The organism is Staphylococcus microti (genome assembly GCF_000934465.1).
In the GTDB taxonomy this organism is placed as follows: domain Bacteria; phylum Bacillota; class Bacilli; order Staphylococcales; family Staphylococcaceae; genus Staphylococcus; species Staphylococcus microti.
In genome coordinates, this window is the sequence record NZ_JXWY01000043.1 from 1 (window position 1) to 21,188 (window position 21,188).

22 protein-coding genes are annotated in these 21,188 nt (G+C 38.2%); 5 read left to right on the forward strand and 17 right to left on the reverse strand.

The genetic code is table 11. The features are described from left to right. Window positions 1–139: 139 nt before the first annotated feature. The 9 genes from TP70_RS07575 to cidR form a co-directional block, all read right to left on the reverse strand. A complete protein-coding gene (locus TP70_RS07575) occupies window positions 140–1,054 on the reverse strand; it encodes a hypothetical protein (RefSeq protein ID WP_240626947.1) in 915 nt (304 codons plus the stop codon). Between the two features lie 110 nt (window positions 1,055–1,164). Then, window positions 1,165–2,205 (reverse strand): ferrated catecholamine ABC transporter substrate-binding lipoprotein SstD, encoded by a 1,041-nt coding sequence (locus tag TP70_RS07580; RefSeq protein ID WP_044360727.1) that lies wholly within the window; start codon window positions 2,203–2,205, stop codon window positions 1,165–1,167. Continuing rightward, the gene (locus TP70_RS07585) at window positions 2,205–3,026 is read right to left on the reverse strand and encodes an iron ABC transporter ATP-binding protein (RefSeq protein WP_044360728.1); all 822 of its coding nucleotides are present in this window, start codon (window positions 3,024–3,026) and stop codon (window positions 2,205–2,207) included. The genes TP70_RS07580 and TP70_RS07585 overlap by 1 nt, the downstream gene beginning before the upstream one ends. After that, window positions 3,023–3,919: an iron chelate uptake ABC transporter family permease subunit gene (locus TP70_RS07590; protein WP_411914113.1), complete on the reverse strand. Its 897-nt coding sequence runs from the start codon at window positions 3,917–3,919 to the stop codon at window positions 3,023–3,025. The genes TP70_RS07585 and TP70_RS07590 overlap by 4 nt, the downstream gene beginning before the upstream one ends. Before the next feature lie 52 nt (window positions 3,920–3,971). Then, window positions 3,972–4,940 (reverse strand): ABC transporter permease, encoded by a 969-nt coding sequence (locus tag TP70_RS07595; RefSeq protein WP_044360732.1) that lies wholly within the window; start codon window positions 4,938–4,940, stop codon window positions 3,972–3,974. Between the two features lie 216 nt (window positions 4,941–5,156). Continuing rightward, window positions 5,157–5,324 (reverse strand): hypothetical protein, encoded by a 168-nt coding sequence (locus TP70_RS12255; protein ID WP_156962266.1) that lies wholly within the window; start codon window positions 5,322–5,324, stop codon window positions 5,157–5,159. A 732-nt stretch (window positions 5,325–6,056) separates the two neighbouring features. Then, window positions 6,057–6,743, reverse strand: coding sequence for an LrgB family protein (locus TP70_RS07600; RefSeq protein WP_044360734.1), 687 nt, complete (start codon window positions 6,741–6,743; stop codon window positions 6,057–6,059). Continuing rightward, entirely contained in the window at window positions 6,740–7,132 is a 393-nt protein-coding gene (locus tag TP70_RS07605; RefSeq protein ID WP_044360736.1) for a CidA/LrgA family protein, read from the reverse strand. The genes TP70_RS07600 and TP70_RS07605 overlap by 4 nt, the downstream gene beginning before the upstream one ends. 93 nt (window positions 7,133–7,225) lie before the next feature. Beyond that, window positions 7,226–8,140, reverse strand: a complete 915-nt coding sequence (cidR, locus tag TP70_RS07610) for a cidABC operon transcriptional activator CidR (RefSeq protein WP_044360737.1) — start codon at window positions 8,138–8,140, stop codon at window positions 7,226–7,228. Window positions 8,141–8,229: 89 nt separating this feature from the next. On the opposite strand from cidR, the gene TP70_RS12950 reads away from it, so the two are divergent. Beyond that, window positions 8,230–8,757 (forward strand): DUF488 domain-containing protein, encoded by a 528-nt coding sequence (locus TP70_RS12950; RefSeq protein WP_142382263.1) that lies wholly within the window; start codon window positions 8,230–8,232, stop codon window positions 8,755–8,757. On the opposite strand, the gene TP70_RS07615 is transcribed toward TP70_RS12950, so the two are convergent. Beyond that, window positions 8,640–9,062 (reverse strand): universal stress protein, encoded by a 423-nt coding sequence (locus TP70_RS07615; RefSeq protein WP_044360738.1) that lies wholly within the window; start codon window positions 9,060–9,062, stop codon window positions 8,640–8,642. The two genes, TP70_RS12950 and TP70_RS07615, sit on opposite strands and share 118 nt — an antisense overlap. A 231-nt stretch (window positions 9,063–9,293) precedes the next feature. On the opposite strand from TP70_RS07615, the gene TP70_RS07620 reads away from it, so the two are divergent. Then, a complete protein-coding gene (locus TP70_RS07620; RefSeq protein WP_044360739.1) occupies window positions 9,294–10,538 on the forward strand; it encodes an aminoacyltransferase in 1,245 nt (414 codons plus the stop codon). A 59-nt stretch (window positions 10,539–10,597) separates the two neighbouring features. On the opposite strand, the gene TP70_RS07625 is transcribed toward TP70_RS07620, so the two are convergent. From TP70_RS07625 to TP70_RS07640, 4 genes are all read right to left on the reverse strand, one after another. Further along, entirely contained in the window at window positions 10,598–11,542 is a 945-nt protein-coding gene (locus tag TP70_RS07625; protein ID WP_044360740.1) for a cation diffusion facilitator family transporter, read from the reverse strand. A gap of 150 nt (window positions 11,543–11,692) precedes the next feature. Continuing rightward, a complete protein-coding gene (locus TP70_RS07630; protein WP_044360741.1) occupies window positions 11,693–12,868 on the reverse strand; it encodes an ABC transporter permease in 1,176 nt (391 codons plus the stop codon). Next, the gene (locus TP70_RS07635) at window positions 12,861–13,547 is read right to left on the reverse strand and encodes an ABC transporter ATP-binding protein (RefSeq protein ID WP_044360742.1); all 687 of its coding nucleotides are present in this window, start codon (window positions 13,545–13,547) and stop codon (window positions 12,861–12,863) included. Before TP70_RS07635 ends, TP70_RS07630 begins: the two co-directional genes overlap by 8 nt. Further along, window positions 13,544–14,605: an efflux RND transporter periplasmic adaptor subunit gene (locus TP70_RS07640; protein WP_044360744.1), complete on the reverse strand. Its 1,062-nt coding sequence runs from the start codon at window positions 14,603–14,605 to the stop codon at window positions 13,544–13,546. Before TP70_RS07640 ends, TP70_RS07635 begins: the two co-directional genes overlap by 4 nt. Before the next feature lie 203 nt (window positions 14,606–14,808). Between TP70_RS07640 and TP70_RS07645 the strand changes: the two genes are divergently transcribed. Both TP70_RS07645 and TP70_RS07655 read left to right on the forward strand, forming a co-directional pair. Further along, window positions 14,809–15,420 carry a YIP1 family protein gene (locus TP70_RS07645; RefSeq protein ID WP_044360746.1) on the forward strand — a complete coding sequence of 204 codons (612 nt, stop codon included), beginning with the start codon at window positions 14,809–14,811 and terminating at the stop codon, window positions 15,418–15,420. Between the two features lie 658 nt (window positions 15,421–16,078). After that, complete coding sequence (locus TP70_RS07655) at window positions 16,079–16,810, forward strand: M48 family metallopeptidase (protein WP_044360749.1); 732 nt, start codon at window positions 16,079–16,081, stop codon at window positions 16,808–16,810. Between the two features lie 297 nt (window positions 16,811–17,107). Here the strand turns inward: TP70_RS07655 and TP70_RS07660 are convergent, their stop codons facing one another. Together TP70_RS07660 and TP70_RS07665 are read right to left on the reverse strand one after the other, a co-directional pair. Then, on the reverse strand, window positions 17,108–17,560 hold the full coding sequence (locus TP70_RS07660) for a DUF1648 domain-containing protein (RefSeq protein ID WP_052502893.1): 453 nt from the start codon (window positions 17,558–17,560) through the stop codon (window positions 17,108–17,110). After that, window positions 17,547–18,410: a fructosamine kinase family protein gene (locus TP70_RS07665; RefSeq protein WP_044360750.1), complete on the reverse strand. Its 864-nt coding sequence runs from the start codon at window positions 18,408–18,410 to the stop codon at window positions 17,547–17,549. Before TP70_RS07665 ends, TP70_RS07660 begins: the two co-directional genes overlap by 14 nt. Window positions 18,411–18,546: 136 nt before the next feature. Here TP70_RS07665 and TP70_RS07670 point away from each other — a divergent pair, with 136 nt between their 5' ends. Next, entirely contained in the window at window positions 18,547–19,209 is a 663-nt protein-coding gene (locus TP70_RS07670; RefSeq protein ID WP_044360752.1) for an NAD(P)H-dependent oxidoreductase, read from the forward strand. Window positions 19,210–19,261: 52 nt separating this feature from the next. Here the strand turns inward: TP70_RS07670 and lip are convergent, their stop codons facing one another. Then, on the reverse strand, window positions 19,262–20,986 hold the full coding sequence (lip, locus tag TP70_RS07675) for a YSIRK-targeted triacylglycerol lipase (protein ID WP_044360754.1): 1,725 nt from the start codon (window positions 20,984–20,986) through the stop codon (window positions 19,262–19,264). Between the last annotated feature and the right edge of the window lie 202 nt (window positions 20,987–21,188).

Sequence of the window (21,188 nt, forward strand, 5' to 3'; positions counted from 1 at the left end):
GAGTACAGGCTCACATTGCCTTAACTCCTCCTATGACACCATCATAGTGGGAGTTAATTATTTAGTTAATGGTCTTTTTTTTAAGTGTCCTTGACATGGGGTCCACTTTACACTTAGTCTTAGTTTTCATGCTTTTTATTTAGAACTTTTCCCAATATTTACGGAACATATGTGAAACGGCAACATGTAAAGGTGCTTGTATCAGGCGATACATCCCCCATGGCATGCTCGGTACAAAGTCATGCAAACCAATCATACATTGTGTCGTATCTTTACCGAGTCGTCGTATTTCAAAACGTGGTTGGCGTGCACTTGCACCGACTAACAAGCCACCTGTAATATCCATAATCACACCTGTCGTACGTTCACTGTGCTTAGCATGTTGCATCTTAATCAATGGTATGTTGAACGGCTTTAATACAATGGTAAAGTATTCACCATCGTATACGCCATTAACAAGACGCCCGTGCAATGTTTTTAAAAAGCGACCATACAACGACAGTGCTCCTTCCATTGTAATGCCTTTAGGAATATTCAGCGATTGAATAGAACGTACAGAATGCACGTCTTGTGCCACGTGTGCTAACACATGTTTCCCACGTTGCCAACGCGTTGTTTGGCGTTTTTCATACGATACGGATATGCCATATGCGTTAAATGTTTCCATCAATATAGATGATGGTTTTGCTTGAATAACGAGCACCTGTGCAACATTTGATTGTTGAAGCGCCACGGCGATGTTTTCATATACTAATTGTGCACGATCATGTTCGTTTGCTTGTGTCAATGCCGTGTAAGAACGTATCGGCTCGCCAATAATCGCAACAAAGTCCATCTGTGCCATTGCTTGTTGCACATCTGCCAAGTCAAATAAGTCGATTGTTTGAGATATGCCTGTTGTCGTTTGTGTGACACCTGGTGCGACTTGAACATACACTTCATGTCCTTCTGCTATTAATGTCTCGACATAACGTTTCGTATAAGGTTGACCATCTGTTAAGATTAAAGCTTTTACCATTTGTCTCCCACTCTCATCTTCTTCAATTACCCACATTATAACAAATTTGACATCATTGCTCTCTTCATATACTTAACGCATATAAGATAGCCATCAAATGAATAACAAAAAGGCAAGAACAATGATGCTCTCGCCTTTTTTGAATCTTACTTATCTAATTTTAAACCTTTTTCAAGTTCGTCAATTTGTTTCATTGTTGTTGTTACAGAACCAGATGCAAAGTACCATAACTTCGGATCTACTTCTACAACTTCACCTTTTTTAATTGCATTAACGTCTTTAATTACATCGTTACCAAGTACTTGTTTCGCAGTTGATTTACCACCAATTGCTTGTCCGCGGTCCATCGCAAAGATAATATCTGGGTTTTTCTCACTCACATATTCATTTGTAACGTTTTGACCATGACCACTTGATTTTACGTTGTCATCAGCTGGTTTGAAGCCTAATGTATCGTATACAAAGCTACCGAAACGATCTCCAGCACCGTATGTTGATAATTCGCCTTCATTTACTAATAAGTACATTGCTTTTTTGTCTAAGTCTTTTGTTTTTGCTTTCATATCAGCAATTTTTTTGTCCATGTCTTCGTTAAGCTTTTTCACATCGTCAGCTTTGTCATAGATTTTACCAAGTGTTTCAGCGTTCATTTTCATTGAATCTACGTAGTTATCGTAGTTTGCACCCATGTATACAATAGCTGCTTTAGGGGCTGCTTTTTTCAATTCATCCATCACTTGTTGGTTAGCTGTACGTGCTGATAAATAAATGACATCTGGTTTTACTTTCGCAACAGCGTCGTAGTTTACTTCTTTCAAGCTACCTGTATTTTCATATTTGTCTGCTTTGTATTCTGATAAGAAATCAGGTAATGATGAACCATCTTCACCTTTAGGTAATGCTGCAACTTTGCTTTCTAAACCAAGTTCTTTCATTGTGTCTAATGTACCGTAGTCGAATACAACCGCTTTTTTAGGGTTCACTGGTACTTTAACTGTATCTTTGTATTCTTTGTCTTCGCTACCGTCTTTTGCTTCACCTGCAAGTGTAAAGTTGTTTTTCACTTCAACTGTTTTTGGTTCGCCGCTGTCTTTGCTTTCTGACTTTTTATCGCTGTCACTGCTGTTACCACAAGCTGCTAATACTAGCATCATTGCTAAAACGACTAATAATCCTAACTTTTTCATTATTTTCCTCCTGTTGCTCCAGTAAATGTTTTATTTTGAATCTGATGATACATACAAGGTATTTCATCAAAGTAAATACATATTTGTTGCCCACGAATCGTTTCGATTTTAACATCCATTTCATAAAGCTCTCTCAACACGGTCGAATTAATGACATCTCGTTTGTCTGACGCTTTGACGAGTTTACCGTCTTTCAACGCCACAATGTCATCTGAATAGACAGACGCAAAGTTAATATCATGTAACACCACGATAATCGTTTTGTTATGAAAAGCAGCTAACTCACGTAATGTTTGCATAATTTGAACGGAATGTTTCATATCCAAGTTATTCAACGGTTCATCGAGCAAAATATAATCCGTGTCTTGGGCAATCGTCATCGCAATATAAGCACGTTGGCGTTGACCACCAGACAATGTTTTTAAATAACGGTGACGAATATCGTCAAGCTTGAGCAGTGAAATCGCTTCATTGACTTTCTCTTTGTCTTCCTTTTTCAAATAGCCTTTAGAATAAGGGAAGCGTCCAAAGTTCACAAGTTGTTCTACTGTGATATTTAATTCTGTATGATTCGTTTGTTTCAAAATAGACAGTTGCTTCGCTAAGTCGCTACTATTGTAGTCTTCTATGCGTCGCCCTTCGATTTGAATATCGCCTGAATCATAATCGTTCAACCGACTAATTGCTGACAACAAGGTACTTTTCCCTGCGCCATTCGGTCCGATGAGTGAGGTAAGTCGTCCCTTTTGAACATCAACATTGATATCCGTCAAAATCTGTTTGTTATCAATTGATTGGTTTAACCCGCGAATACGGATCATGCTGTCGTCCTCCTTCTCATCAATAAGTAAATAAAGTAAATACCACCAATTAAGTTAATCAAGATACTCACTTGTGTCGTTGCTTCAAAGAGATTCTCTACGATCCACTGTGCTAAAAATAAACTGATCCAGCTAATACACATCGTTGCTGGCAACATATATTTGTGTTCAAATGTTTTCATCAACTCATGTGCCAAGTTCACCGTCAATAAACCTAAAAATGTAATCGGTCCAACTAACGACGTCGCAATGGCTACCATTAACGCAACAACAATCAGTAAAAAGCGCGTTAATTGATTGTAATGAATACCCAGGTTGATTGCTTGTGCACGACCTAGCAACAAGACATCCATATACGGCATCATCCATATTGTAATGACAAGTAAAATGACGAGTATCACACCACATATTGTGACTAATCGTGGGTTCGATGCGTCAAAGTTTGCAAACATTGCACTTTGTACAACTAAGAAATCTTCCGGATTAATCAGTAGTTCTAAAAAGCCTGTAAGACTTCTGAAAAACGTCCCGAGTATGACACCGATTAATAAGATAAAATACACCGAAAACTGACCAACTCTGAAAATCCCTTCAAATAGCAATAATGCAAAAACAATCATCGCCACGAGAGATATTGTAAAGTTTAAGTAAAAGTTTGTGATGAATATAGAACTTGTCCCAAATACAAACAATATCAACACTTTACTGAACAGATACACGGCATCTAAGCCCATAATGGATGGTGTTAATAAGCGGTTCACTGTAATCGCTTGGAATACGACAGTCGAAGCCGCAATCGCTGCCCCTACGAGTATGATTAATATGAACTTTCTTAATCGACTCATGATTTGATATTCAAAAATCTCAAAATCAATACCGATTAAAAGATACATCGCAGCTAAAATAATCGTTACGCCACCTAAGATGAGTAACTTTTGTAAAGGTTTATTGGACATAATGACGTCGCCCCCTTACTAGCATGACGATAAAGATTAATGTTCCGAAGACACCAATCGTTAAGCCAATATTAATCTCGTATGGATACACAATTACACGTCCTAAAATATCTGAGAACATCACGAAAATCGCACCGAGTAACGCTGTATGTGGCAACGCATGTTTCAAGTGATCACCACGGAAAATGGACACGATGTTAGGCACAATTAAACCTAAGAACGGCAATGTCCCAACCGTTACGACAACAAGCGCTGTAATCGTCGCTGTAATAAACAAGCCAATGTTCATAATCAGTTCGTAGTTCAGACCTAAGTTTTTACTAAAGTCTCGTCCCATGCCGGCAATGGTAAATTGATTGGCAAAAATGTATGTCAATATCAAAAGCGGAACACTTAAATACAAAATCTCGTAACGTCCACTTGTGATAATGGCAAAGTTACCATTTAACCAGTTGCCTAAACTTTGAACAGCGTTCGTACGTAATGCAAGAAACGTTGAGAAGCTTGAAACAATGCCACCCAACATAATCCCGATTAATGGTACGAAAATCACGTCTTTGAACTTGATACGCTGAATCATTTGAACAAACAGAAATGTTCCAGCAAGACTACAAGCAACTGCAAAAACAAGTTTTACAAGGATGTGCTGTGATGGGAAGAAGAGCAATGAGATAAGAATCCCAAGTTTCGCCCATTCCATCGTCCCAGCTGTTGTCGGGCTGACGAACTTGTTTTGCATCATTTGTTGCATAATCAAACCTGCAAGTGCTAACGTACTTCCCGATATTAAAATGCTGACCGTCCTTGGTATACGACTTGCGAACAAAATATTAAGCTGATGCTCATCGAGTGAAAAGAGTGCATGAATTGGCACACTACTCACACCAATAAACAAAGAACACACAGTCAGAACACAGAGTACTGCAAACAACACATAACCATTCATTAAATAACGCATCACTCTGTCTCCTTTTTAAAAAAGCAATGATAACGACAATGCAATTGAAAATCATTATCAATAAAATTTTAGCACCTTTAGTTGCAATTATCAATTGAATTTTATATATATTTTTTGAAAAATATCGTTTACTTTTAACATAGAAAAAGCGTGACATTAGACATATTGATGCATAACATCATTGTGTCCCATCTCACGCTTTACACTCGTATGGTATTAGCCTCGTCCTAAAAATAGCAGCATTACAAATAATGTCGTTAACACGGCAGCTACAATCATCGTGTTCGTTGCTTTATTGCCTTGCTGTTCTTTAATTAGTGTACGAATGGCAATTACCCAACTGACTACTACTGCAATCGCCAATAGAATCATCCACACACTCATATTGACAACACACCTCCGTTAGCGTCATTTTGCACGCTTATCTTACCATAAAACTGCATAAAGCGGTGTAACAAATACCTAGATATAAGTAAGTTAAAAAATAAAGATAGCTTGAATACAATGCGTTCACGATGAATAATATAACCCCAAGTTAGTACCTCTACTTAATTAATCTGTTTATGAAATTCCAAATTTTTCCATGTACTATATTTAACAAAATTCATTACATACAATATGTTATGCTGTTTACAAATAGGGCTTTACGAGAATGACTAAATGACTGCTACAACTTCTATGTTAACAGTACTTTTTACATAGCTTTGCAGAAAATATATCTAACGGTATCACTGCATATTTAGAACAAAATGAATTGAATCATCAAGTAGCTGATATTATAGCAAGCGTATTTATTGGGGGCTTTAATTCATGAAACGAAAAAGAAAGGTTTACTTAATACTATTAATCGTTACTGCACTATGTTATTTTATTTTGCCAGAAATAACAGGTAATTATCATATTGCCACTAGAACATTCGGCATAATTCCTTTTACTTTCTTTGTCTTATTTATATTAAGTTCCGATAAAGAAGATTGAATTTTACCATTCAGAAAGAGGGTCGTAGAGAGGGACAAAAAGTTTTCGTCGTCCCGCTCTCTTCATTTTTCACAAAACAAAAACGCCACGGCAACTTGGGGGATTGCCATGACGTTGATACTTGGGTTGGTTATAGGGTTAATAAAATAACATCAATAATACTGGAAGCATGATGGAACTCAATACAGCTGATAAAATCATACCAATCGAGCTAAATGCGCCTGACTCTAAATCCATCTCTAGGGCTCGGGCAGTCCCAAAGGCATGAGAGGCGTTACCAAAAGTCATACCACGCGCAATGGCTGACTCGAAACGCGTCATACGGATTAATAAGGCACCTAGCATACTTCCTAGTAATCCTGTTGCGATGATAAACATGATCGTCATCGTGTCTTCACCGCCAAGTTGATGTGATACTTGGACACCGACTGCCGCTGTAATAGAGCGGGGTAACAATGTCACAATTTCATCACGGTGATAACCGAGCAGTTTAAGAGAGAAGAAAATCAGGGAAAAATTCAACACAACTGCTGTTATCACACTCATAAAGATAATTTTAAAGTTTTTAACAATCTTATGTCTGTTTACATACAATGGATATGCCAGGCATACCACGGTAGAGCTCAGCAAATGATTAATCCATTTACCGCCAACCATGTAGGTATGATAGTCTATATGGAATAGAAGGAGTATTGCTATCACACCGAGAGACGCTACCAATGCGGGGTTCAATATTGGCGTTTTGAACTTGTTGTATAGCTGTTTCGCAATGATATACATTACAATAGTGAGCGCAATCATTGTAATGGTCTGCAAAGTTGTCATATATGTCTATGTGATCCTTTATGGAATACTTTGCCCATCACCATTTTTTCAGCCACTAATCCTGAAGTTAATGCGACGAGCAATGTACCAACGACAACTAATGCGAAAAAGACAACAAAGTTCATATCTATCTCGGTAATGACATCCATCACACCTATCACAGATGGAACGAAGAAAAAGACCATTGTTGCGAGTAGGAAGTTTGCACCATCTTTGACCCATGTTACACGAACAATTTTAAGTTGCAATAACGTATAGAACAAAATCAGTCCTACAATGCTACCTGCTAACGGAACATGGAAAAATGATTGAATCCAGCTACCTAAGCGCGTGATACCGTAAATCAGGGAAATTTGCCATATCACATTTAAGTACTTCATCGCTGTCATCCTACTCACCTCTCTTCGTTTCGATAGCTATATTATAGCTTCTATCGACTCATTATAAAAATACAGCTTTTTCATATAACCTATTACTTTTAGTTATAGGTCGTCTGTATTTGTGGCTTTTGTTAAAGGTAGATGAATATTGACATAGTCTAAAAACGTCTCCGTCGCATGATTAAGCGGCGTATCTTTCTTCCAGATTACCCCCATCTCCCAATGCAATGTTTCATCTTGCAATTCAATCACACGAATATCCTCATTTTGGCGAATAATACGACCAATCGTCTCCGGCAAAATGCTAATCCCCATCTTCGCCGTCAGTAAATGTTCAATAAAATGCCATTGTGAAATACGTGACACAATATTTGGTACAAAACCGGCTTTGCGTGACGCTTCAATAATGCGGTCATTCAAGTAAAAATCTTCATTGAATAAAATAAAGTCCTCATTTTGCAATTCTAATAGCGAGATTTTCTCTTTATGTGCCAAGCGATGTGAGTGATGCATAATGACTTCAAAGCGCTCATCATACAGCGGAAATGCATCAAAGCGTGTGCTATCCACCGGTAACGACGTCACACCTAAGTTAATGTCACCATTATGTATTTGTGCTTCGATCGTCTTGCCCCCATTTTCAATCAAACTGAACGTCACATTTGGGTATTGCTGATGAAAAAGGCCTAAAACTTTCGTAAAACGTGCCATATCCATAATCGCCGATAAGCCAATCGTAATATGTCCCGTTTCAACACCGACGATGCTTTGTATCTCATTCGGTAAATTGCGATACAGCAATAAAATTTCTGCTGCCTTATCATAAAAGACGCGCCCAACGTCAGTTAAGCTCAATTGCCGTTTCGTACGATCAAAAAGCGGTTCACCCAACTCGGCTTCTAGTTCTTTAATTGCTTTACTAATCGTTGGTTGTGCAATATATAGCGTCTGTGCAGCACGCGTCATACCGCCTTGTTTTACAACTTCTACAAAATATGTCATTTGTTTAATATCCATCTCGTCCACCTCACTTGAGACTATTGTATATCAATTATCCTATAATAAAAGTATGATACACATTATTTTTTAGATATGGAGGCTTTTAAATGGCACTAAAACTTGCGCGTATTTATGATAAACAGCAACCAGATGGCTTACGTATTCTAGTCGATCGTGTATGGCCGCGCGGGGTGTCCAAAGCTGATGCGCAGCTGAATATATGGCTGAAAGAAGTGGGACCCACAACCGCATTGCGAAAATGGTTTCATCATGAGCCACAAAGATTTGAGACATTTAAAGAGGCGTACATCGCAGAATTACAACAGAATACGACACAGCATGCAGCGTATCAACAACTGGCACACATTGTACAAACAGCTGAACAAGACGTTATTCTTCTTTATGCAGCAAAAGATACAACATATAACCATGTTGTTATTTTACGGCTGTTTAGAAAAAGACATGATAAAAGCGCAGTAATCCCTTCAACGACGAAGGTCTTACTGCGCTTTCTTGATTATTTAACGATTAATACTGGAATATTAACGCGTTTTGCAATTTTATGTGTCACGTGTCCAAGCACGTGCTTAATGTCCATTTCAGAACGTTTGTTACTCATAACAACCACATCATAGCCGCCTTCTTCAATTTCAGCGACGATTTCTTTTGTTGCTGAGCCAGTCGCAAATTTCACTTCATAAGATAAGTTCAATTCATCTAGCTTATCTAAGAATGGTTGCAGTTCTTCTTCTTTTTCTTTCACAACGTCATCAAAATGTTTACCTTGATAACGCACATAGTTTGCAAGCTCTGTTTCAGAAACGACGTTAAAAACGACAATTTCACTTTTTTCGTCCGCTTGTGATAGCTTAACAAGTTGTTCTGGTACATTGTTAAAGCTGTTGCCGAAATCATATGGTACGAGAATTTTATTATACATAGCAATGCCTCCTCAATTGTTACGTGCTCTATATGATGGCGCTAACCATTGAATCTTATTGCCTATCTCTATCACCTATATTTTAACATTTTTGAAACGCTTTCACAAATTTACCTATTTCATAAATATATTTAAAATTATGCCTCACAACCTATTCAACGCCTTAAAAATACTTTACAATATAATAGTAATTCAATGATTTAACGTTTTATTTTCAAAGGGGTGTATAAATTGTATTTTACCGAACTGAGCGAACAAGAATATGTTGATTTTATTCAACAACACTTTGTTCACTTTACACAAGACATCGAACATTACCGTTATCGTCAACAGCACGGAAATAGAGGTTACCTGCTTGGTGTCAAAGATGACAATGAACAAGTAATTGCGGCGGGATTATTCTCCAGTGCGTCTGTTTTCCGTTTTTTTAATTATGTTTACAGCCATAGAGGACCTGTCATGGATTATCAGAATGTAGCACTTGTTAAATATTTTTTCGAATCGTTAACACGTTATTTTCGCCGTCGCCGTTGTATTTTTATTCAAGTCGATCCCTATATCCAATTAACTGATCGTGATCATAGCGGGAAGGTCATCAAAACATATGACCAGAACGATTGGATTGCCCAAATGGAAAACTTAGGCTATAAACTTCAGCACTATCAACAAGGCGTGAGTTCTTACAGTCAAGCTCGCTGGTTATCAGTACTCCCGCTATCAGGTAAAACCGAACATGATTTGTTAAAGGCGATGGATTACAACACATCTCGTAGTATTAAAAAATCACAAGAGATGGGTGTGAAAGTTCGTGACTTGACACGCGATGAAATGGATCACTTCTATGCTTTATACCAAATGGCAGAAGTAAAGCACAACTTTTCAATGTTTGACAAATCCTATATGTATCAATATTTAGATATGTATCCTTCGACAAGCATGATGAAGTTAGCATACATTGATTTAGAAGAACACATGGCAGGGTTACAAGTCGAGTTAGAAGAAGCTGAACAACGTCGCGCTACTTTACAACAAGGGGTAGATGAAGCACCGAAGTCTAAAAAGCGTCGTAATCTCCTTAAAGATCAAGAAGTTATTTGTGAGAGTATTAAAAAGCGTCTTGCAGAAGCACAAGCATTACAAGCTAAACACGGCAATATGCTAGATCTCGCAAGTGCGATCTTTCTTGAGAATCAAAATGAGCTTGTCTATATGTTTAGTGGTTCAAACCCTGAGTTTAACCGTTACATGGGCAACTATACATTGCAGTGGGAAATGATTCGCCACGCATTGAATAATGGCTTGTCACGCTATAATTTTTACGGCGTTTCAGGCGTATTTACACGTGATGCACAAGACTATGGCGTGCTTGATTTCAAAAAAGGATTCGGCGGTTACGTTGAAGAATTAGTGGGTGACTTTATTAAACCCGTATACCCACTACTTTATCGCTTATTCAAACTAAAAACTGGTAGATAGCACACAAAAGGCAGGGACCGGAAAACCGATAAAACGGTGTCCCAATTCCTGCCTTTTTTCTATTGTGTTGCTCTTACATGCTCAAAATATTGTGCATCTAAATGATTCACATCAAGATGTTCAATTTGTAATGTCGTATGCGATAAGTGATACTTTTCTTTTAATAGCCGCTCAAGTCGATTGATCGTTTGATACGCCACTTCACTATCTCGACTTTCTAACACAACATGCGCACTGAGTGAATGATGCTCTGTTGTAATCGACCATAAATGAAACTCGTGGACGTCTAATACACCATCAACCGATGTCATCGCTTCGATAATTTCATCAATATCCATTCCTTCAGGTACAGCTTCCATTAGAATACGCCATGTATTGCGCATAATTTTGTAGCCGCCACGCATGATGACGACCGCAATAATCATACTTAAAATGGGGTCAATCAACTGAATATCCGTTAAATGAATTAAAATCACGGCAACAATGACACCTACTGAGTTTAATAAGTCTCCCATAAAATGCCACAATGCACTTTGAATGTTAATATTATTTTCCGTTTTGAGTGAACGCACAAGAATGATGGTCAGTACGATATTTACGATTAAGCCAATGGTTGCCACCCCGAGCATTAAACCACTATCAATGTCTTTCGGGTAAATAATGCGTAAAATCGCCTCGTAAAAAATCCATAACGAAATGAGTACGAGTGCTAAACCGTTGAGAAAGGCGGCCAATATTTCTAGACGCAAAAATCCAAACGTATAGCGTGCTGTTGGTGGGCGACTCGCAAAGTAAATTGCAATCATCGACAAGCCGAGTGCGGCGACATCACTCAACATGTGAAAGGAATCTGACAGTAGCGCTAAGGAATTCGATACGAGTCCTCCAACAAACTCTACAATCGTAAATATGAGCGTCAGTATTAATGAGAGCCATAATGTCGATTTCGAGTGTGTCTGCTGCTTGCGATGCTCCACATGATGAAAATATTCATGCCTTGCCATATCATCATCTCCTCTATTATTTTCAACTATACTACAATCGTCATCAAAAGGGAGATGTGATGCGTACAATTATGTGTCAAAGTGCTTTATCAAAAGAAAAGAGTGAACAGATATATGACGTATGACATCCTGTTCACTCTTACACTCATTTTATTTAATAATATCAATTAATTCTTTCTTAGATGCGGCACGGGCTGGAATCCACCCGAATACGACACCGATAAAGGTTGAAACCCCAACAGCGAGTAAAATAGAGCCTATGCTGACGGCACTTGTAATGTATTTTGGTGTGAGCGCGTCTACTAATGATGCAATTAAAATACCGAGAATAAGTCCGATGATTCCACCGATAAGACAGAGAATGACACTTTCGATAAGGAACTGAAACTCGATGTGACGACTCTTCGCACCGAAAGCTCGACGAATCGCAATTTCTTCTGTACGTTCTGCTACGGAGATGTACATCACGTTCATTACACCGATACCTGCGATAAAGAGTGAGATACCTGCGACAGCTGCAACGAAGTATGTGATTGAATCAAAAATTTGACCGACACTCTTCATTAACGCTTCTAAGTCCGTATATTGATATTCACCAAATCCTACTGCTGAACCATTTTTATTCAGTTTATCCGCAACATCATTGGCAATTTTCTTTTTATTTTGCTTTTCATCAAATAAAATTTCTAATTTCGGCGCACTTGGTTTCAAATGTGGCAAGTAATGTTCGACCGTTTTTGAAGGAATGTTGACGACATTTTGAATTTGTGCGTTATTTGCAATTCCTACCACTTCAAATCCCATGCCATCAATATAGATTGTTTTACCGATTGGATCGCCTTTAAATAACTCATCCGCAACGGTTTTTGATACCGTCGCAACACGGCTTTCCATTGTATTGTCATCTTCTGTAAAACCGCCCCCTTGCTCAGGACTTTCTAAAGATTTCTTTTTCACAACGGAAATTTCTGTTTCTTTTTTCTGTGTACTTGCTTTAGAAGACAAACCAAATGTATCGTCTTCCTTTATACGTGCATCTTTTACGCCCTTCACTTGGCGTGCAAGCTCAATATCGCCATCTGTAAAAGGATCTCTGTTCGGTGCATTCGCATCTTTTGCATAAAAATCAATAAGTGCTGCCCCTTTTGATGCACCGGCATTGCTGAATTCATCATTCGCTGTCTTTTTGAAACCATTACCAAGTGACATAATCGTGATAACCGCTGCAATACCGATAATAATCCCAATCATCGTAAAAATATTGCGTCGTTTATTTTTCATAATCGATAAAAGTGAGACATGAATGATATTCGCAAAGTTATTCATGTTGGTTCACCTCTTCTCGTTGAATCCGACCGTCTAAAATATGAATAACACGGTCTGCTTGTGCCGCCACTTTTGGATCGTGTGTGACGACAATCATCGTTGTGCCTCGTTCTTTGTTCAGTTGTAAAAATAAGTCCATAATATCTTGAGACGTTTTAGAGTCCAACGCACCCGTAGGCTCATCGGCAATGATAAACTTCGGTTTGTTTACAATTGCACGCGCAATCGCCACACGTTGCTGTTGCCCCCCAGACAATTTGTTCGGAACGAGACTTTCTTTGTCATAAAGTCCGACTTGATGCAAAATATCGATTACACGTTGCTTACGCTCACGTACACCGAGTCCTGCATATAAAAGTGGAATACTTACATTCTCCATAATCGTATTGTTTTGAATGAGTTTAAAGTTCTGAAATACGAACCCAACTGTTTCATTCCGAATTTCCGCCAACGCATTGTCTGATTTCGTCTTGTAGTTCGCACCGCCGAAAAAATAGTCGCCATCGTAACCTCTGTCGATAAATCCTAGAATATTAATTAACGTACTTTTACCTGAACCAGACGGTCCCATAATCGCAACAAATTCTCCCGCTTCAATGCGCAAGTTAATATCCTTCAATATATGATTGGTTTCGTTACCGTTTTTAAAGTGACGATTGACATCTACAAGTTCTATCATTCAGACACCTCAACTTTTTGACCATCTTTCACTTTATTATCTGGCTTTTTGATGAGTTTATCGCCTTTTTTCACACCTGTTTTCACAATAAGTGTGCCGTCCATTTCATCATATGTGACTTTCACTTTATGTGCTTTTCCTTTGTTGTCTACTACATAAACGTGGTCATCTTTCGTTAAAACATCTTTCGGCAATTTCAATGTATCTTGTGGAATTTCCGCTTCTACTGAATAACCATTGCGTACTTTGAAATCTAAGTTTCCGACCATCACTTCATATTTAGACGTTTCATTTGCATTGCCACCTGATGGACTGTTCTGAATCGGGTTACTTGTTGTTAATGATGTGTTGCCTTCTTCACCTGAGGCACCACCTAATTGCGCACCCACACCACCTGCACTACTTGCTTGTGACATCTCATTTTGTTCGTAACTTGTCGGCAATTGGCTAATTTTAATGATTTTACCAGTGCCTTTCTTACCTGTACTGTTGACTTTAACATTCACTTTATCGCCAACTTTAATTTTCTCTAAGTCATATTCAGATACAGTCGTTTTAATTTCTGGCTCATCTGAAATCAATTGTAAAATCGGTTCGCCATCGCCGACATTTGTTGTGTTTTTAAGCGATACTGTACCCGGGAATGTTGCATACACACTGTTGTTCACTTGCCCATCGTAACGATTCAACTGTTGCCATGCTTTATTAATCTCATTTTGATTACCATTCGCTTGTGCTTGATTCACTTGATCAACCAATGACTGACGTTGTGTGCCATCAATCGCGTAGTTAATGAGCGGTGTTCCTTGTTGCACGTATTGCCCATCTTCTACTTGCACACTGACAAAGTCGCCAAGTTGCGTATTATTTTGATATGTTTTAATCGTTTGCGGTGAGACCTTTCCAGACACCTGGATAGCTTTGTCTGCCTTAACTTCATATGTATCATATCCATCCTTCTGCGGTTTGTCGTCACTGAATGCTTTCACCGCCAAAGCAATGCCTAATAACAGCACAATGCCGACAACCGATAAAATAATAAGCGTACGCTTTTTCAACTGAATAACCTCCTAATAATTGTTTCAAACTTTTATTACTATTGTTCCAAAAACCCCAACATATAAATAGGTACCTCCCAAACAATAGACACTTTCCCTCTATTTAGTTATAACGTACATTTGTATACGATTACAAATAGTTTCAGAAAAAATTTTCGAGTAATGCTATAATAAAATTATTCTTTTAAAGGAGTGTATAATTAATGGAATATTCTAAACCGCTACATATTGAGAGTTTTGCGCAACAACGCTTTGAACCTAAAATAGGCTTAAAAATGCTTATTTTCTTAGTACTCGTAATAGCAACTTTGTTTGTTACTTCTATGGCGACTGACTTTTCAGCGTTAATCGAAGAAAGTGATGCAATTCAAGGCGCAGATGCGGAACAAATTGCTACTTTTACAAAATATGGCATGATAATTGGGGTCTTTTTCGGCGCACTCATTTCAGTAGGCTTTACGTTTCTCTTACTTTTTGTTATTGATAAAATTTTCAAGTCAGAAACACGTCCAAAGAGTATTTTTGCTGCTACCTTATTACGCGCAATTGTAATCTATGCAATTGGTCTCGTCGTAGCAATCATACAATGGATTGTTGGACTTGATCCAACACAAGTGAGTATTACGTCACTGAATATATTCGATACTGGTAATGACACACTTGCTATCATTGATATTACAAAATTCATCTCAGCATGGTTATTAGGTGTGACACTTCACTCAACTATGCACCTTAACAAGCGTTGGTCATGGATTTTTACAGCGATTTACCTTGTACTATTTGTCGTACTTCCATTGATTTTTTCACTTATTTAACCAAATCAGCCCTAAGACATGTTTTCGAATCGTCTTAGGGCATTTTTGTTACTTGCGTGCACGAATCAATCACTTTACAAACAGTGTAATAATACGATATTAGATCACAACATATTACATACAGAAACTTATTGTAATATCACACTTCTCACTGCGTATCTTAACACCTAGGCACTGAAACTAAACAGTTAGGCAATATTGATAACAACCCTTTAGCCATTTGATAACATGAATTTGTACTTAAATCGTTTATATAAAGAGTGACACTCTGAATTGTTTTATATTTTTGAAAAAGGGCATTTAAAAGAAAGCTCTTTCATTAGCAGGAGAAACGATTCTAGAAGTTAAAGGTCTTATTTATAATCAGAATGTTGTTATATAGTTGGAAATACCAATAAAAAAGAGGTGGATTTATTATGATGATACACCTAAGTAGCATTTTAGCTGGTATAAGTGTTTTTATTTCTGTTCTTTCTAGCTCGCTTATTGTAAAAAATTCGAATCTTAGTATTGCATGGAAGATAGTGGTATCTTCGGTGCTTACTGTAGTATTATTTTTAACAATAAATGGAATATTAAGTTTTATATTCCTTGATTAATTTAAAGAGCTGGGACATAATTCCTAGCTCTTTTTTACGAAGAAGGAGGTAGTTTATTTATGAGAGTTTTATTAGCTGTTATAGTCTACATTCTAGTCATTTTCATCAGAATAAATATCATAAAGACGCCCTATATAGACGAAAATACTAAAAGTTTAATATTTATTTTTGCTACTTTATTAATCCCGACTTTTATAATTCGTCCGATTTTTAATAGCAATGTTAAGGACTTAGAACCGCTGAACTATAAAGAACTAGAAGATACAATAAAACTTCCAAAAGGTACCACTCTATATACTAAAAAATCGTTATTTAACAATGGTATATATGTAAAAGGAAATCTAACTAAAAATAGTATAGTGATTGATCCCGTATTAATAGATAAATTGAAAATTGAAGAACTACGCTTTTTAATTTATCATGAGCTTGCGCATATCAAAAACAATGATATAACTAAGAACCAATTTTTATTTGCTTTGAGCTATGGGGTAACCCCTATTATTTTAATTCTAATCTCAAGATTTATTGATTTTAAAACGATGAGCCACTTAATAGCATATATAATCATCTCTGTAGTGATTTATTTAATTGTTATACTCTTGTATTTTCTTCATAAAAGAAAGAGAGAACTCGCATGTGATCGCTATGGCAGCTCTTATACAAGCAGTGAAGCCGGCACTCATGCCCTCATCGCTTTACAACAACTGGAGATATTGAAAGATACCAAATTAGTTTTGTTTTCTGATCATCCAAATTTGCATAAAAGAATTGAAAACCTTCAAAATGAATAAGGTCCTAGAAGACATTGATAGGAGCGTGCATATATGTTTTTAGTCGAGTTGAAATGTAATAATTACAATAAGAAATTGACGAAGCAAGATGAGATAATGATTAAAACCAAAGTATCTGAGTTAAAAGGTATCACGAATTTACAAAGCTGGGCAACCTTGCAAAAAATTTATTGTAAAGACTGTGCTACCACTAAATAAAATCATTTTTCTACTCACCACATCAATCTTTAAACACTAAAATGAGCAGTGCAAAAATCTAAGCAATAGATCGTTTCACTGCTAATTTTTCCTTTTTCATTACTTGCGTGCAAATATAATACGTTTCACAAGTAGTCCAAGTATATAGATGAGTAGCACAACTAACACACCTATCATGAGTTTTGGCGGGATATATGATTTGCCTTGTGCTAAATAGTAAATATTTGTGATAAGCAATAGCCAAGCGCCGACTTGAACAAGTATCATCGTCATTGCCAGTTCATTCGCATGTGCTTTAGTAGATAGGTCATTTTTGCCTTTTATGTTGCGTTCAAGTTGGGGGATATAATGTATCACTAACGTAATCAGCCCCCAAATGAGCATAAATATGAGTGGCAAACACCATAAGAAAGACTTCGCACCGTACTGGTCTGGTATCCCTTGATAGTCATAATGCGTGCCTACTTGATTCGGTATTTGACCGTAAACAGTCATTAAATAAATAACCATGCCGAGCCACAAAATAGGTATGAATAAGTTAAGTTTTTTCATTTATAATATCTCCCATCTTTTCTCTCACTGATGCTAAATAGACGGTTCCAAACTTTACAAGATGGACGAGTAACAAATACAACTCATAAAATTGAATGCGGTAAAATGCACCTGCTTGGAGGGGATATGTTTGATGATACGCTTCATAAAAATCGGCTGAGAACCCTCCAAATACTTTTGTTGCACCGAGGTCGAACTCACGATCGCCATACAATGGTGCGGGATCGAAAAGTGCAGGCGTCCCATCTATTAAAAACATATAATTTCCTGCCCATAAATCACCATGCAATAGCGATGGTTCACTATTATGTTGACGCAAAGTGACATCCATTCGCTTATACACTTGTTCAAATTGTTTAGCATCATGTTCTGCCCACAACCCTTCTGCTTCAATACGCTGAACAAGCGGCTTGATACGTTGATTCAGAAATAAATCACGCCATGACGTCTGCCATTGATTATCGAAAGACATTGTACTGCCTTGATAAGGTATTTCAAATCCAAACTGACCAATCGGACTCATCACTTGATGTAATTGTGCTACGAGTTGGCCTAACGCTCGCTGACTTCCTGATCCCCCTTCTTCTAAATAACTTAAAAGTAAGTAGGCGTCTCCTGCAATACAACCATTCGCAATCACGCTCGGTGCCGTAATACCTGCTTGCTCGAATGCTTGTAAACCTGCTATTTCCGCTTTATAAAAATCTGCTGGACGCTGTGGCTGTACGAGTAAAAAATATGTTTCTTCTGCCGTCTCAACGCGAAATGCCTGATTTACGTCTCCACCACGCACAGGTGTGACTGTTGTAATCCCCTCAATTGGCAATTGTTCATACCATTGTTGTTTCATAGTATCCTCCCCTTTAGACTTGTCTCTTTACTCTCATACCCTCATCTATCTCCACCAATCAGATTGGTTTTAAAGTATAATGTGATTCGCTATACTAATGATATTACAAGATTATCAAGTAAAGGAGTGCTCCATGATGACTGACAAACGTCAACAATTATTAGACACGTTCAACTATCGCTTCGCTTCAAAACGTTTTGATCCGAACAAAAAAATTGATGACAAAGACTTTGAGACAATTTTAGAAACAGGTCGTTTATCACCAAGTTCACTCGGCTTAGAACCTTGGAAATTCCTCGTTGTACAAGATACTGAATTGCGCCAAGCACTTAAACCTATTAGCTGGGGCGCACAAGGGCAGCTTGATACAGCAAGTCACTTTGTGATTCTTTTGGCGCGTAAAAATGTGCGTCCAGAATCTCCTTATTTCCAATACCATATTCGTGAAATCCGACATATGTCAGACGAAATGGTGTCTGCGATGATTGAAAAAACAACAAACTTCCAACGTGACAACCTTAAAGTTTACGAAGACGATCGCGCTTTGTGGGATTGGGCAAGTAAACAAACCTATATCCCACTCGGTAACATGATGACTGCCGCAGCTTTTTTAGGCATTGATTCTTGTCCGATTGAAGGCTTCCAATATGAAAACGTGGCTAAGGTGCTTGCCGATAAAGGTTACCTTGATACAGACGAATTCTGGCCATCTGTCATGGTTGCATTCGGCTATCGTGACGCAGAACCGACACGTGAAAAAACACGCCGTCCTGCTGAAGACGTTGTTCAATGGATTTAAACTCAAACACCCATTCACACTGGTACACGCCAGTCTGTGAATGGGTGTTGTCTTATTTTTCTGCTTCAATACGCATTAAATAGTCGATGAGTTCATCATAAAAATCAGTTAACTGCTCTGCATTATGAGTCGCGTCTAACGTATCATTACCGATAAAGTCGCTATGATCCCATCCGGTCATCGTCGGCATCACTTGCCATACGCCTTTTTGGAGCGGCGTGTCGGCTGTTACATCTACATGTGCTTCACCTGTCGGATATTGTGCGGATACAACAGATACTAAACCGTCATTTGGACGCCATATTTCATCCATCACACCACCAATTAAATTTCCAGTTAGCACATGCGCAAATGCCATACCAAAATCTATCATATGCTTACCACTCAATGTTTTATGCGTCGCTTGTCCATTGAATGTTTTGTAATAAATATTTGGATTCACAGACGTTTGTGCGTTAAATTTTTCTGCACCTGTCGTCGTTAGGTCATACAATGCGGTATCTTCAGAATCCCACAATTGGCTTTGTGCGACACGTTTGCCGTAATCAATCAGTGACTCCCCTTCTCGCTGTTTGAATCCCCAATGATGCATGCCTAAATCTAATGTACCGAGATGATTTCCGAACGTACGTGTTAAGCCATACAACAAATGACGGATAAATGGTGTATTACCGAGTTGGTCTGCCGCATGTGTCCCATTATGTGGCGTCGCAATCGTTGTAATCGACGTAATCATGCCATCTTGTCCACCTTGATATAGCGGACTCAACGTCCCACCGTGCTGTTGTTGATATAGACGTTCTTCATCATTCCCGTTGCGTAAATAATGTTCCAATAAGCGAATCGTTTGTCCGCCCATACTATGTCCAATCAAGTGAATCGGTTTCCCTGGTTGCCAGTCAGGATAAATGCCTTTATATGTCTTACCATAACGTTCATGTCCATACTTTTCTGCATGTGCTGCGCCATAATCCGCACGCCCACCGACAATGTAATGATACAAATCTACAACACGTTCATGGTTGCTTGCGATTGCGCTCACACTTGCCTCGTACATCTCGTACCCTTTATTACGTATATAGTCCTGTAAATTCGCCTTAGTACCGCCCCAATAGTTCATACCTTTCGGCGCCACATCTCCAACCATGCCCATAAATCCATGCACAAACACAAACGGATGTTGGTTGAGTGGTTGTTCTGGATTCGCTGTTTCAACAGGATTATCCGCTTTTCGTAAAGTATGTGCCGTTACCGACTCTTTATCGCCTGTTTCTGCATTAGGCGCATCCGTCACAACAGGTGCCGCTTCCTTACCATGTGTCACTGGTACAACCGTTGTTTTGTCCGTCGGTGCAAGAACTGGCGTAGGCTTAACATCCGTTACCTTGACGCTTTCCTCTGGCGTAACAATTGGGTGCCTATTATCATTTTGTATAGCGCTATCCTTTTCAACTTCTAACGACCTTTCTTTTGGTTTAGCTTGTTGTTGATTCGCTTCAAGCACATCATCATTCACGCTTGCATGCTGATCCACTACTATCTGCTTCTGCGCTTCTTCTAACGTAGCACGATTATCTACTTGTGATGCTGTTTCATTGAATGCCTTAGCTTGTTCAACACTGTCTGCTACTTCTGTTTGTTGAATTGCATGCTCAGACTGTACCATGTCTGCTTCTGCATCACCCGTTCCCAACATAAAGAAACATGTTGCAACAACAACCGACGTTGCACCGTATAAAGACTTACGAATAGAAAATACTTGCCTATGATTTGTCATCTGATCATCTCCTAACCAATATGTAAAAACGCTTACAAAAAATATAGCAAATTTCAACGTCCAACGTATCTATTTTTCCTAACTGTCGTGTTTCAATGCCTAACTGTTTGATGTTTAGACAAGCTATTCATTGACAGTATCCACCGCAAGACGGATGACTTATTGCATATTGTTATCTATACTTAAGTTAAAGCATTACCAT